Raw genomic sequence first — 13225 nt, forward strand, 5'->3', positions numbered from 1 at the left:
CTCCCGCTGTGCCCCACACCGTCAGGCCGGAAAGGACGACCACACCACCATGACCGACCGCACCGCACCGGACACCACCCCTCTCACGGGCGAGGAGCTGCGCGCGGCACTGGCCGACCTGATCGGCGTCGGCCCGTCCGAGATCGACGACCACGCGAACCTCATCCACCTGGGACTCGAATCCCTGCAGATGATGCGGCTGGTCACCAAGTGGCGTCGCGCGGGCCTGGCCGTGGCCTTCGGGGAGCTGACCGGCACGCCGACGTTCGCCGCCTGGAACGAGCGGATCACGCAGGAATTGGCCAAGCCCGAGACCTGACCGGTTCCGGTACGACGCCGGGCGGGCCGGGCGACACCCAGCGGCCCGCCGGGCGCACCCGGCTCTCCGCTCGCGCCCGGCGCACCCGTCGGCCGTCCCTCGGGCGAGGCCTCAAGCGATGCGTCTGACCTGAGCGGTGCCCAGGCCCAGGACGGGAGCGAGTTCCGTCCTCGTGGTGACGCCCAGCTTTCCGTACGCGCGGTAGAGATGGTTCTCCACGGTGCGTACGGACAGCACCAGCCGGTCGGCGATCTCCTGGTTGGACAGCTGGGACACGGCGAGGGTCACGATCTCCCGCTCCCTGGCGGTGAGTTCCGTACGGGCGTCGGCGTCCCGGCGGTCGGCGGGTACGGCCCACGCGGGCGGCGCCGCACCGCACCGGGCCACCAGCTCCACGCTCGCGGCGTGGGCGGCCCGGGCCGCGCGGCGGTCGCCGGACGCCTGATACGCCCGCTCGGCCTGCGCGACCGCCTCCGCCGCGAGCAGCGGCGCCCCCAGGGCGTCGAACCGGCGGGAGACGTTCCACAGGGCCTCGCCGTCGTTCTCCGCGAGCGCCCTGACGTGCCGCAGCACGACATCGTCCGCCATCCGTGCCGGGAGCGCTGCGATCATGCCCGCCCGGGGCGCCGCTCCCGCCCGGGCCGCCAAGTGCAGCGCGCGGAGCGCCTGGGTGAACCGCCCGGCGGCCGAAGCCCGTTCGGCGACCTCGAAGGCCTGGTCCGCCGCGGCCTCGCGGTGGTCGAGGCAGACCGTCACCAGCGCCCCCTCCAGTTCCACGGCGTCCGCCATCAGCGGGTACGCGCCTTCGTCCCGTCGCGCCTTCCTGGCCTCCTCCAGCAGCGAGACCGCCTCCACGGCATCGCCCGACTCGGCCACCGCACCGGCGAGCCGGGCCAGCCGGACCGAGCGCGTGCTGAGCCAGTCGACGGTCCCGCCGTACGCGGCGGCCTGCCGCAACGGCCCGACCGCCTCGGCCCCGCGCCCCGCCGCGCGCAGCAGCCGCGCCTCCAGCAGGCGGGCGTACATCCGCGTACGCGGACCGCCGTCCCCGGCCTGCTCGCGCAGCTCCGCCAGCACCGTCGCCGCCTCGGTCAGGCCCCTGGCACGCGCGGTGACGCATCCGGTGACATAGAGGTGGTCGCAGCGTGCGGTCTCGTCGCGGGCGGCCAGGCTGGCCCGGGCGCCGGACAGCACCGCCAGCGCGGCCGCGTCATCGCCCGCCTGGTGGTGCAGCAGAGCGACCAGGGGCTCCGCGTCGCCGGCCGCCTCGGCCAGCTGCCGGGCCTCCCCCATCCGGTCCTTCAGCAGCCGCACGACGGCTCGCACTCCGCTGTCGGTCGTGGCGACGGCCTCCGCTTCGGCGAGCCGTCCCAGACCGAGGCTCATGTTGAGGGCCCGGGGACGCGGTACCGCGCCGGAGGAGGGCGCCCGCGCGAAGCAGGCCTCTGCCTCGACGTGACGGCCCTGGCCGGCCAGGGCCTGCCCGAGGGCCACCTCCATGCCGATGCCGACCGTGGTGACGCGGGCGGCGATCGCGGCGCGGCAGAGCCGCTCCGCGAGCCGGTGGTCCTCGGCGCGCAGTGCCCCGACGACGGCCCGGCTCAGCTGCGCGGGCTCGGGCAGCGGTCCCGTTCCCAGCCGGAGCCCGACGATGCGGGCGGCGTCGTCGTGGCGGCGGGCGCCGGTGCTCCGGATCGCGTCGGCGATCTCCTGCCGCAGGCGGCGCGCCGTCAGTTCCGGCAGGGTCGCGCCGACCACGGCCGCGCAGAAGGGGTGCGCGAGCCGCAGCGAGAGCCGGAACCGGGAGCGTTCGGCCACGATGACGCCCCGGCGGTTCAGCGACTCCGCCGCCTCCGCCCGTGCGTCGACGACCGACAGCCCGGCCTCCAACGGCCCGGCGAGCGCCAGCATGTTGACCAGTTCGCGCTCGGCCGGATCGAGGTCGCCGAGAAGCAAAGCCGCCAGGTCGGCCAGCCGACTGTCGGGCACGGCCGACAGACCGGGCCACTGCCACCGGCCGCCCACCTGGCGCAGGGCGCCCTCGGCGAGGGCCTGGTCCGCGAGTTCGCGCAGGATCAGGGCGTTGCCGCGGGTGAGTTCCCAGAACCGCTCCGCGGTGGCGACGGCCACCGGCCCGCCCAGGCGGGAGGCGAGCACCCGGACGACGCCCGACCGGCTCAGGGTGTCCACGGCGAGCCTTCGTACACGCTTGCCGATGAGCAGGCGCCGCAGTTCGTTGGGCAGAGCGGCGCCGGGCTGAGCGGTGGCCAGCAGCAACGCCCGTCCGGTGTCGGCCAGTCGGCAGGCCGGGCCCAGCGTCGCCGGATCGGCGCCCTGCACGCCGTCGAGAGCCAGGACGACGCGGCGACGCGCGGCCCGCGGCTGGGCCCACCCGTGGAAGTGGTCGTGCACGGCGTCGCCGCGCACGACCCGGGCCCCGCCGCGTTCGAGTTGCTGCAACGCGGCGTTCAGGAGGGTGGTCTTCCCCACCCCCTGCTCGCCCACGAGGAGTGCGCCGACCCCCGCCGCGGCCCACTCCTTGATCTCCGCGAGTTCCGTCTCCCTCTCGGTGACGGGCCAGTCACCTTCGACCACCTCTGCCACTTCTCCCCCGGTGCAATGCCGAACGAATTCCCGGAAGGCCCGGTCTCAGGCGGCCTTCGGAGCGGAAGCGCGTATGTAGACGATCGGCACGGGAACAGAAATGACCCCGTTCTCGTCCCGCAAGGTGTCGAGAAGCCGGGAAACCTCGGAGATGAGTTCGCGTCGCTCACCCTCCTCGATACGCTCCCACATTCCACGCATTCCGGTGGTGTACGTGAATTCGACCCACTGCTCGCCGGACTCCACGACGACCGGCAGTTCCTCCTCGATCACCTCGATGTCGGTGAATCCGGCCTCCGCGAGGGTCTTCTCGATCGACTCGGCCGTGATGAGCCAGTTCGCACCGGCGTTCGCGAACTGGGAGTCGTACGCGCCGTTCTCCCTCAGCGACTGCAGCATGTACGGCATCAGCAGCTCGTTGACGACCTCCGGGAAGAGCGCCCACTTGCCGCGCGCCGTGGAGAAGAACGACGGCGCGGCCGTCGCGAACCGGCCACCCTCGCGCAGCAACTCCAGGTAGGGGCGCACGTCGTCGGCGCTCTTGACCCATATGAAGAGGCTGCAGCTGCCGATCACCGCGTCGAACCGGCCGGCTTCGAACTCGGGTCGCTGGCCGTTCATGACGTGCAGGCTGATCTGCCGCAGACCGAGTTCCTCCGCGTCCTGCCGCGTGTACTTGATCATCTCCTCGGAGATGTCGATCCCGACGACCTCGCCGCTCTCACCGGCCACGGCGGCGGCGGGGAACAGTGCGGCACCGCGACCGGCGCCGATATCCAGTACGGACGCACCGGCGGAAATACCTGAGAACTCGACGAGCCGACGCCCGATGGGCCGGAAGAAATCCACGCCACTCTGGTCGTAGGTCTTGGCCGTCTTGTTGAAGATTTTGTACATCTCTTCGGTGTTCTCAACGGTTCCCATGAAGATTCTCCCGGAATTGATCTGGCCCGTCACGCCGGCCGCCCATCGCATTGGCAGGCTCATGTGAACACGGCCCGGCCAACACGTCCAATAGCGAGCCATACTCTCCCGTATAACGAACCGTTATGCCATCCGCACCCATCCGGAATTTATCGCTCCTTCATCGCGGTGTCGCACGACGGTCGGGCGCGGTTGGCCGAACCCCCTGTCGTCACGGAACGTCCTTCCTTCTATAGATGTCCCCTGACTCATCATCACTATGATGCGAAGAGAGGTCTACGTACCGTAGGGGGACATCCATGCGCATTCTGCTGAGAGCTCGTAACACGATCTTGCTGAATCGTCCTGGTAGGCCGTTATCGGTGTGATGATTCGGCCGTTCGTGAGGGTGTGGGTACTCGACCGTGGATCGTGGACGATGAGTTGTGGGCGTTGATCGAGCCGTTGCTGCCACCGTGGCCGGAGCGGTCTCCGGGGCCGAGGCCGGTGTCGGACCGGCTCTGCCTCCAGGGCATCCTGTTCGTCCTCTACAACGACATAGCCTGGCAACTCCTGCCCCTGGAGTTGGGGTTCGGGTCGGGACAGACCTGCTGGCGCCGGCTGGACCGGTGGCAGGAGGCAGGTGTCTTCGACCAGTTGTATCGGGTCCTGCTCGCGGAGCTGAACGCGGCCGGTGAACTCGACTGGTCCCGTGCGTGTGTGGACGGTTCCCACATCCGCGCGAAATAGGGGGCGCCGACACCGGTCCGTCGCCGGTCGACCGACGGAAGACGGGCAGCAAGCACCACCTGATCTGCGATGGACGCGGCACCCCCGCTCAAATTCATCACGACCGCGGCCAACGTCAACGACGTCACCCAGACCCTCGCCCTGGTCGACGGCATCCCACCCGTCGCAGGCCGCCCCGGCCGGCCCCGCCGACGACCCGACGCCCTGCGCTTCGCTTGAAGTGGTTTTCCGCGTCGCGGCGCTGCCCTATGTCGCGCAGGGCGCAAGCTGTCTCGTGGGCGAGGAAGGCTTCCCGGAAGAAGCCGACGCGGGTGGGTGCCTCTGCGGTGTCAGCGCGGGACAGGTCGCGTTCCGCCCGGCTGATCGCCGCAAGAGTACCGGGGCGGTCGCCGTCGGCCGCCTTCTCTGGGGGGTGACCATGTGGCGCGAGGCGAGTGGAGACCACTTTGTGCAGCTCAGCACCGGTGTGATCGACACTATCGTGCGCAACAGGTGTGGCGCCGCTGCCGAGTCCCCCGACGGGATTGCCGAGTCGGCAGCCAGAGGTTCGGTGTCAGTGTTTGGAGTCCTCTGTGCGGGTGTCTGAGACTGGTGGCACGGGGCTGGCAATCAGCAACAGCGCGGCAAACACAAGGGGAGCGGCTGCCTGGTACCCGATCCACAACTCACCCCCGGCCCTGCCGTCCTGCTGTCCCATCAGTAAGCCGACAAGTGCCGTCAGCACCCAGCCACTGTCGTAGGCGACCATGAGCCGCATGTAGGTGCGGATTGGGCGGCTATGCGCAAATTTGATCTCGATCCCGCCGCCGATCAGCAGGGCGACTCCGGACACGACCATCAACCAGGCGGACACGCCCAGCAGATCGCCAAGCCAGGAAGCGCCAATCAAGTAGGCGGCACCGAGCAACGCCTTGAAGACACCGTCGGCGATGATCCCCGCCAAGCGGCGCGTCGCTGACGGTGTCGCAGCCTGGGCCTGCGTCATGAGTGTTCCTCCCTGATGCCTGCGGCCTACTCCCGTAACTTCGTTACTAGAATAATGGAATTATGAGAGTGACGAGAGCGGAGACCAAGGAACGCAACCGCCGCGCCCTGCTGGATGCTGCCTTCCAAGTCGTCTCCCGGGATGGGCACCGCGCCAGGCTTGACGAGATCGCCGAGCAGGCCGGCCTGACGACCGGCGCTGTCTACTCACTGTTCGGCAGCAAGGGCGGCCTGGTGGCCGCCTTGGTCACCGACTACCTGCGGCCGCACTATGAAGAGATCGAGCAGGCGATTCCCACAGAAATGGATCTCCTGGAAGCAGTTGAAGCCTTCGCTCTGTACTACCGGCGCAACTGTGACGCCCCAACCGCGACCTCTGCCCTGTCGCTGCAGATCACCCTGCTGGACATGGCTCTGCACGACCCTGAGTTCGGTTCCCAGCTTGCCACGTCCGTCCGGACACAGGAGAGCCACCTGATCGCGTTGTTCACCGGCCGATCGCACAACGGGAAAGTCGTGACCTCGCATCAGGCGCAACGTCTGGTTACCGCGCTCAGGGCACTGTTCGTTGGTCTCACGCAGGGCGTCATCCTCGGCCTCGCCCCTGGTGCCGACGAGCAGTACTTCGCCGACACCGCCTGCGCCCTGGCATCCACCGCGACCCTCATCGAACAGGATGCCGACGCCGCTCTGTGATTCAGCGGGCGGCGAGGCGGGTGTTGCGGGTCTGGGCGTTGGCGAGGTCGACCTGGAGCGAGGCCCTGCTCACCGGCGGCGCCGCGGCCGGGTCCTGGGCTGCCGGTTCGAGTTCGGCGGCGTGGACGATTTCGAGGAGGTCGCGATGGCGGTAGAGGAAGCCCCTGCTTGCCGGGCGATGGCCGAGACGCTGATCGGGGTGCCGTTCTTCGCGGCGTTCCTGAGCGCTGTGGCCACCCGCTGGCGGCGGCGCTCGGAGTTGGCCTGCCGGCCGTCTCGCATGGTGTGGCTCACGGGAGTCTCCAGGGGCGGACGTCGGGCATGGGCTGGGCGATGCGCGGCATGCCGAGCATGACGGTGCGGCTGCGGCGTACCACCGCGACGGCTTCCTCGATCTGGGAGCGTTCCTCGGGTGAGAGGTCGTCGAGGTCGGCCTTGACCCGGTTGATCAGGCGGCGGACCCGGCGGATCTCTTCCTCGGAGGGCGCCGCTTCACTGCGGGCCCAGCCGTCGGCCTCGAAGGCCGACATCAGCCGTCTCGGCCGCGGAGCAGGTCATCGAGGTATCGCTCCAGGTCGGGAAGGTAGGAGACGTCGGTGCGGAAGTGGTCACAGCCGACACAGTGGAAGCGGAGCGGGCAGCTGTGTCCGCCGGCCGCGACGTTGTGGGGTTCCAGGCAGATGCCGTAGGCCGTGGCGACCTCTCCGATGGCCCGTCGCACGTGTTCGGAGTCGAGCAGGCCCTGGGCCTTGCGCCAGACGCGGGTGCCGTTCCGGTCGAACTGAAGGGCTGTGACGCGGTCGACGGCTTCGCGCCGTCGTTCCTGGTTGACGCGTAATGGTGCAGTCGGGTATTGGAACTCCCGGAATGCCTGCTGGATCAAGCTGTTCGCTCCCCGATGCGGGCCTCGGTCCAGGCGCGGGCAAGGATCTCGTCCACAGTTTCGGCGGGAGTCTGGAACGAGGTGTCGATCCAGAGGCCAAGGTGTGCGGTCTCCTCGCGGAGGACCTTGTCGAGCATGTGGACGGTCAGCGTGTCGTAGGCGTTCTTGGTTCTGACGGCCTCGCGCTCCAGGACCGTGTCGGGTTCCGGCGCGAGGACGACGACCAGCAGCGGGCGGCTGTGGATCTGCGCGACGGTCTGGGCGAGGTGCTCGCCGAGGATGACGTCTTGTGCGATCACGGTGAAGCCGGCTCGGAAGTAGTCGTCGCTGGTATGCGCGGTCAGCTGGTGACGGAGCCGCAACTGGCGGATGGCTTCGTCACTGGGGGCGGAGGTCATGTCGGCGCGGCCGTTGACCACCATGCGGCGAAACTGGTCACCGCGCACGTGCACGGAGTGCGGCAGCCGTTCGGCCAGTGCCTGCGCGACCGTCGATTTCCCGGAAGCCTGGATGCCGGTGATGAGGATGAGCGCCTGTTCGAGCTGCGGGAATTCGGGACTGTCGTGCTCGTCCGCGTTCGACGATGCCTTCGGACTGCTGGTCATCATGGCCCTTCTGAACGGGGTGGTTGCGGACGGCGGTTGGCGACGTCGGCGGCGTAGGCGGCCCAGTCGCCGGCGGCGGCGCGCTGCCATTTGACGGCGACTGCGATGTCGATGCCGAGGGTGCGGGCGAGAACCGCAGCGGGCAGCTCGGTGGCGAGCTGGAACAACGTAGTTGAGCGTGCTTCCGCGAGTCGGATGCCGAGTTTGCGGAGTCGTTCGCCCATGGCCCAGGCGCTGATCGGGCGGCCGGGCTGGCCGCCGGGGAAGAGCCAGGGCGAATCCGTCCGGGCGAGGACGGCATGGCTGCGGCGAACCTCGACTTGCCGGAGGGCCAGTTCAGCGACGGGAGCGGGAAGCTCGACCGGGACGGCGCCGAGATGGATGCGGACCGCCCCATCCGTCTCCTCGATGTGGTCGACGGTGAGTCGGGAGATTGCAGCGGGCCACTGGGCATAGAGGAGCAACAGCAGGCCGGCGAGGCGGTCTTCGGGCTTGAGGGTGTCGTCGTTCAGTAGACGTCGGGCGGTGGCCCAGCGGGCCTCGTCGTCCATCGGCTGGGAGGGGCCGTTCCATCGCTCGGCCGGGAAGGTGAGATCGCGGGCGATCTTCTGGGCCAGGGCCCAGCGCACGAAGTGGCCTGCCTCCTGGCGAAGACGGGCGTCGTCGCTGATCGTCCAGCGTTCGAGGTCGGCCTGTCGGCAGGTGGCAAGGGTCAAGTTCTGGCCTTCGAGCCAGAGTTCGTCCAGGGCCTCGTGGCTGAGGGGACGTCGCCCGGACCCGAGATCGGACAGGACTGTGGAGACGATGCCCTTGGAGAGCCAGCTCATCGCGGTGCGGGCCCGTTCAGTGCTGGCCAGGGTGTCGTAGAGCGGTTGCAGCCTCGCCGATATGGAGCCGGTGTCATCGGCAAAGAGCTCGTGAAGCCGCTGCTTGAGCGTGCAGCGAGGACACGGGCCCGGCGCGTGCAGACGTTCGGCTTGGCCGCAGGTGGGACAGGGGCGCCAGAGCTCGGCATCCGGCTTCGTGCACGGGCAGATGGGCGCGTCGGCGGTGCCGGAGTGGAGGCCGCGGAGTCGTCCGCAGACGGTGCAGTGAGCTTGTCGTTGGAAGCAGCTGCGGCAACGGGGCAGGCCGGTGAGTTTCGAGAGTGTGCCGGGTGCCGTGCGGCCGCAGATCGAGCAGACCAGGACGGGCAGCGGGCAGCAGTTGGGGCAGAGGGGGACCGTCGGCGGTGCGTACGCATTCTTCAATGCGGGACTTGGCGATGCAGTTGCGGCAGACCCGCTGCCCGTCGAGCGGCTTGTCGATGCGGACCGCCCGGTGGCAGCGGGGACAGGCGGGCCGGACGATCCCGGCAACACCGGCCTCGTGCAGCAGGTCGAGTAACTTCAGGATGGCGCGGTGCGGTGCAAGGTAGCCCTCCCCGGTCAGCAGCCGGGGGTTGTCCTCCAGGACCCAGACCACTCGCTGGCGATAGTGGGGACGGTGGGGTGCCGTCCGGCGGAGGGCCTCGGCGACCGCGTCACGGTTGGCGCCCGGGGCGATCGCGGTGATCAGTTCGTGGACGACTGTGACGGGATCACGGTCGTCGTGGTCGGGACACATCGAACAGCGAGGCAGGCCCTTGCGGGCCCGGAAGCCGACGCGTCGGACGTTGCCGCAGGTCGAGCACTGGGCGGTTTCCTGTCCGCAGACTCCGCAATACCAGTCGTGGCCCTTGCGTTGGAGGGTTCGCAGTTTCTTGCCGCACTCGACGCAGACTGGCGGTGCGATCGCCGAGGCTCCGGCCTTGCGGAGCTCGATGAGCAGATCGCCGACGGCCCGGGGTACCGGAGACCGGCCGTCAGTCAGGACGGCGGGCCGGATCGTCAGGGCCTTGGCCAGCTGCCGTGATTTCGCGCGACCGCCCGCGACCGCGGTGACCACGGTCCGGATGGTCTCGCTGTCGAGATCGTTCTCGACGTCGGCGACGAGGTCTGCGATCAGGCCAATCGGGTCCGCGACGGTGCGGTCGAGATGGTCCGCTGTGGTCATGGTTGGCCAACACCCCTGATCCGGGCCCGCTTTGGCCGCAGTCCGCCGAGTCCCTCCGTAGTGAGTGTCGATCCGCCGGCAGCTGTCTTCTTCGGCTTCTTCACGGCCCCGGCCGCCGCGATGGGCTCGATGAGGTCGTCCATGGTGCAGTCGAGGATGTCGAGCAGGGCCATGAGGATCTTCAGGCTCAGTCGCTCCGGTCGCTCGACGACGAGCCGGTAGACCTGGCTCGAGGACAGGCTGATGCCGCGTTCGGCGAGCGGAGGGATCAGGTCGGTGGTGGAGAACATCCCGCGGTCGGCCATGACTTTGCGCAGGTGCCAGTGGTAGTCGAGCTTGGCGGCCATCGCCGGATCCCTCCTGTCAGGCGCCGGCGAAAGCCGGGGCCAGTGCCTTGTGCAGGGAAGTGTTCATGAAGTCGTCGCTGACGTGCGTATAGATGGCCAGGGAGCTGTCGCACTCGTGGCCGACCTGCTGCTGGATGAACCGCCGGTCGACTCCGTCCTCGGTCAGATGCGTGACGTACGAATGACGAAGTCCGTGCGGGGTCAACTCTTTGTGCAGCCCCAGGGCATCCCTCGTATGCCTCGAAACGGTCGTTGATCGACCCGGGCTGAAGGCGGCCTCCGTGCTCGGTCATCCACAGGGCCGGGTGGTCGGGAAACCCGAAGTGGGGGCGGACATTCCCGACGTAGTCGGCGACTGCCTCGACGGCCCAGTCCATCACCGACAGCCCGTTCCGCCGCCGCGGCTGCTGGCCCTTCTTGGCCTTGCCGTAACGGACGTTGAGCGTGCCGTACCGGCCGAACTGTCGGGCCTGCGGGTTCCGTCCGAAGTCGACCACATCGAGCTTGGACGTCTCGGTCCGGCGAAGTCCCCAACCGTAGATGACCTTGAGGAGCGTGGCGTCTCGGTAGGCGGCGAGGGCGCCCTTGCGCTTCGACTTCACAGCGCGTGCGACCTGGTCGTCGGCATAGTCGAGGAACCGCTGCAGCTCTTCCCTGGAGAAGGGCCTTGCCTCCGGGCTGCCTTCGTGATCCTGCAGGTGAGGGAGGGTATTCCACTCATGACAGATCGCCACCGGAAAGGTTCCGAACGCTTCATCACATGCTGGACCCCAGCCATATCGGGCGTCGACGAGGAGGCCGGTGAACAGTCGAACCGTGCCCTGATAGCTGCGGATCGTGGACGGCGACAGATGCTTCTCGCTCGTCAGGGTGACCGACCACTCGTCCAGGTGGGCCGGCGTCCACTGCCACGGGTACTCGTTCGCGAACTCGAGGAAGCGGCGGATCAGCCGTTCCCGCGGGGCGATCGTCTCGTCCTTCAGCCCTCGCGACTTCTGCTGAGCCCCCTAACCCCTCAGCATCGCGTCGAACATCGCGTCCTCGGGGCGCAACTGGACCACCCCGGAGACGAGCTCCATACGAGCCGCCCCCGCCAGGGCCACCTTCTGCTGATGCACCACCCCTGATCAATACAGCTAGGACCGCTCTTGATCCTTCCCCTGTGGTAGCTGACCCGCCCCGCACCCCCCGCTGCTGTTCGGCCTTGCCGAAGTAGACGACCGACGACGTTCCGATGGGGTAGGTAATGCCCTCGCCTCCGGCATCCAGGAAGACGTAGACCCCTCGCTTGGTCGGAACGGCATCGGGCCACTCCGTCCTGATATCGAACGCGCCACCGAACGGCGGCCAGCCGTACGCAGCCAAGATTTCTTGGTCGAGCCTCTGCAGCGTCAGATCCCCGTGCTCAGTCACGTCCGCAGCGTAATCGGAGGTTCTGTAGGTTCTGACATCGCTTTCGTAGACGCAATCCAGGGTGCGTGACGACGACAGGCGCCAGCACCTTCTCGCTGGCGACGTGGAATTCTCATAACTGCGCAGCGGCGAGCCGACGGGCTGCTTCCCCTGCCCTGCACCTGTCGCACACCAGGCTCACTCAACCCCGCAGCGACAACGCGCATCTACCCGGCGAAACAGCAGTTCTACGCTCGGCGGCGCCGCCAAGAGGTCGACGATGCATCCGAGCTTCCCGCCTCCATGGCATGGCGTTCTGGTGGCTCACTGTCGACGGTGGCGGGAGACGGGCCAACGGAGACCTCTCTTCACGTCGTACCGGCTCACCATTCTCACGTCTCACGCGCGCGCAGCTTCCTTGCGCATCGCCGCGGACTGCAGTCCCACACCTCAACTCGTGCTGCGGCGGCCGCGCCCACCACACGCCCTGCGCCTCCTCCAGTGCCGCCAAAACCCAGGGCACGAGCAGCCGCCTCCGTCCACCCAGCGCGCCAAACCGCATCGGGCACGGATGTGAACATGCGCGCAAAAAATCGCATATGTGCGTCGCCCCGAGTGGGAGCAAACAGACAAGGGGAAACCGGGAGCCCGCTCCCACTCCCCCCGCTCCCGCCAAGCGCATGGGAGCAACAGAAAAAGGGCCGTTCGAAAACGGCCCTTCACCTGCGACGTTCGATACGTTCGAACTGTCGGGACGACAGGATTTGAACCTGCGACCCCTTGACCCCCAGTCAAGTGCGCTACCAAGCTGCGCCACGTCCCGATACCCGCTGACCTGGGCTTTCCCCTGGCCGAACGTGCACGGAAACCATACCGCACTCCGGGCCGTGGTCGCGCATCCCTTTCAGTCGTCGGCGGCTTCCGGCGACTTCCGGCAGGGCCGTCTTGACCTCAACCAAACTTGAGGTTGCACGCTGCCTGCATGACGACGACAGCGCAAACGCCACGGCGCGCCCACGGATACGCGGACCTGCCCCGCCTGATGAGCCTGATGACCGGGGACGAGAAGCACGGGCCCGCCGCCACCTCCACCCTCGACGTGTTGTGGGTGCTCTACGACCAGGTGCTCCGGGTCACACCGGAGAGTGTGGACGCGCCGGGGCGCGACCGGTTCCTGCTCTCCAAGGGGCACGGGCCGATGGCCTACTACGCGGTGCTCGCCGCGAAGGGGTTCGTGCCGGTCGAGTGGCTGGGCGGGTTCGGGGAGTACGCGTCGCGGCTCGGGCACCATCCGGACCGGGTGCTCGTGCCCGGCGCGGAGATCGGCAGCGGGTCGCTCGGGCACGGGTTGCCGATCGCGGTGGGCACGGCGCTCGGGCTGCGTGCCCAGGGGCTCGACGAGGCCGCCGTCTGGGTCCTGGTCGGGGACGCCGAGCTCGACGAGGGCAGCAATCACGAGGCCATCGCGTTCGCCGGAGCCGCCGGCGTCGAGCGGCTGCACACCGTCGTGGTCGACAACCTGTCCGCCACCTACGGCAGGGCCGGCGGCATCGCGGCCCGATTCGACGCGGCCGGGTGGTCGACCGTGACCGTGGACGGGCGGGATCACGCCGCGCTGTACGAGGCGTTCACCGCGCCGCATCCGGGGCGGGCGCACGTGGTCGTCGCGCGGGTCGAGCCGAAGCTCTCGTGACGGCTCCCCGTCCGC

General features: G+C 68.8%; 14 protein-coding genes, 1 tRNA gene and 2 pseudogenes. 4 read left to right on the forward strand and 13 right to left on the reverse strand.

From position 1 onward, the window contains the following. Positions 1 to 49: 49 nt before the first annotated feature. Positions 50 to 319, forward strand: coding sequence for a phosphopantetheine-binding protein (locus ACZ45E_RS03275; protein WP_468215788.1), 270 nt, complete (start codon positions 50 to 52; stop codon positions 317 to 319). Positions 320 to 430: 111 nt separating this feature from the next. Here ACZ45E_RS03275 and ACZ45E_RS03280 read toward each other — a convergent pair whose 3' ends face one another. Both ACZ45E_RS03280 and ACZ45E_RS03285 read right to left on the reverse strand, forming a co-directional pair. After that, positions 431 to 2923, reverse strand: a complete 2493-nt coding sequence (locus ACZ45E_RS03280) for a helix-turn-helix transcriptional regulator (protein WP_468215791.1) — start codon at positions 2921 to 2923, stop codon at positions 431 to 433. A 45-nt stretch (positions 2924 to 2968) separates the two neighbouring features. After that, a complete protein-coding gene (locus tag ACZ45E_RS03285) occupies positions 2969 to 3847 on the reverse strand; it encodes a class I SAM-dependent methyltransferase (RefSeq protein WP_468215792.1) in 879 nt (292 codons plus the stop codon). A 345-nt stretch (positions 3848 to 4192) separates the two neighbouring features. Here ACZ45E_RS03285 and ACZ45E_RS03290 point away from each other — a divergent pair. Then, positions 4193 to 4783, forward strand: a pseudogene (locus ACZ45E_RS03290) (IS5 family transposase); the annotation flags it as partial. On the opposite strand, the pseudogene ACZ45E_RS03295 reads toward ACZ45E_RS03290, so the two are convergent. Both ACZ45E_RS03295 and ACZ45E_RS03300 read right to left on the reverse strand, forming a co-directional pair. Then, positions 4773 to 4991 (reverse strand): annotated as a pseudogene (locus ACZ45E_RS03295) (Tat pathway signal protein); the annotation flags it as partial. The pseudogenes ACZ45E_RS03290 and ACZ45E_RS03295 overlap by 11 nt on opposite strands. Before the next feature lie 138 nt (positions 4992 to 5129). Beyond that, positions 5130 to 5561: a hypothetical protein gene (locus ACZ45E_RS03300; protein WP_468215794.1), complete on the reverse strand. Its 432-nt coding sequence runs from the start codon at positions 5559 to 5561 to the stop codon at positions 5130 to 5132. Between the two features lie 62 nt (positions 5562 to 5623). On the opposite strand from ACZ45E_RS03300, the gene ACZ45E_RS03305 reads away from it, so the two are divergent. Next, positions 5624 to 6256 carry a TetR/AcrR family transcriptional regulator gene (locus ACZ45E_RS03305; RefSeq protein WP_468215796.1) on the forward strand — a complete coding sequence of 211 codons (633 nt, stop codon included), beginning with the start codon at positions 5624 to 5626 and terminating at the stop codon, positions 6254 to 6256. A 69-nt stretch (positions 6257 to 6325) separates the two neighbouring features. Here ACZ45E_RS03305 and ACZ45E_RS03310 read toward each other — a convergent pair whose 3' ends face one another. From ACZ45E_RS03310 to ACZ45E_RS03350, 9 genes are all read right to left on the reverse strand, one after another. Then, positions 6326 to 6550 carry a hypothetical protein gene (locus ACZ45E_RS03310; protein ID WP_468215798.1) on the reverse strand — a complete coding sequence of 75 codons (225 nt, stop codon included), beginning with the start codon at positions 6548 to 6550 and terminating at the stop codon, positions 6326 to 6328. Continuing rightward, entirely contained in the window at positions 6547 to 6786 is a 240-nt protein-coding gene (locus ACZ45E_RS03315; RefSeq protein WP_468215801.1) for a hypothetical protein, read from the reverse strand. The genes ACZ45E_RS03310 and ACZ45E_RS03315 overlap by 4 nt, the downstream gene beginning before the upstream one ends. After that, the gene (locus ACZ45E_RS03320) at positions 6786 to 7139 is read right to left on the reverse strand and encodes a hypothetical protein (protein ID WP_468215803.1); all 354 of its coding nucleotides are present in this window, start codon (positions 7137 to 7139) and stop codon (positions 6786 to 6788) included. The genes ACZ45E_RS03315 and ACZ45E_RS03320 overlap by 1 nt, the downstream gene beginning before the upstream one ends. Continuing rightward, entirely contained in the window at positions 7136 to 7744 is a 609-nt protein-coding gene (locus tag ACZ45E_RS03325) for an AAA family ATPase (protein ID WP_468215805.1), read from the reverse strand. The genes ACZ45E_RS03320 and ACZ45E_RS03325 overlap by 4 nt, the downstream gene beginning before the upstream one ends. After that, positions 7744 to 8571, reverse strand: a complete 828-nt coding sequence (locus ACZ45E_RS03330; RefSeq protein ID WP_468215806.1) for a site-specific integrase — start codon at positions 8569 to 8571, stop codon at positions 7744 to 7746. Before ACZ45E_RS03330 ends, ACZ45E_RS03325 begins: the two co-directional genes overlap by 1 nt. A gap of 73 nt (positions 8572 to 8644) precedes the next feature. After that, complete coding sequence (locus ACZ45E_RS03335; protein ID WP_468215809.1) at positions 8645 to 9778, reverse strand: hypothetical protein; 1134 nt, start codon at positions 9776 to 9778, stop codon at positions 8645 to 8647. Then, a complete protein-coding gene (locus tag ACZ45E_RS03340; protein ID WP_468215811.1) occupies positions 9775 to 10125 on the reverse strand; it encodes a helix-turn-helix domain-containing protein in 351 nt (116 codons plus the stop codon). Before ACZ45E_RS03340 ends, ACZ45E_RS03335 begins: the two co-directional genes overlap by 4 nt. Before the next feature lie 16 nt (positions 10126 to 10141). Further along, the gene (locus ACZ45E_RS03345; RefSeq protein WP_468215813.1) at positions 10142 to 10330 is read right to left on the reverse strand and encodes a tyrosine-type recombinase/integrase; all 189 of its coding nucleotides are present in this window, start codon (positions 10328 to 10330) and stop codon (positions 10142 to 10144) included. 1936 nt (positions 10331 to 12266) lie between these two features. Next, a tRNA-Pro gene (locus ACZ45E_RS03350) sits at positions 12267 to 12340 on the reverse strand. Between the two features lie 159 nt (positions 12341 to 12499). On the opposite strand from ACZ45E_RS03350, the gene ACZ45E_RS03355 reads away from it, so the two are divergent. Next, complete coding sequence (locus ACZ45E_RS03355; protein WP_468215815.1) at positions 12500 to 13210, forward strand: transketolase; 711 nt, start codon at positions 12500 to 12502, stop codon at positions 13208 to 13210. The last annotated feature ends 15 nt before the right edge of the window (positions 13211 to 13225 follow it).

The organism is Streptomyces sp. NPDC030991, from assembly GCF_055571235.1.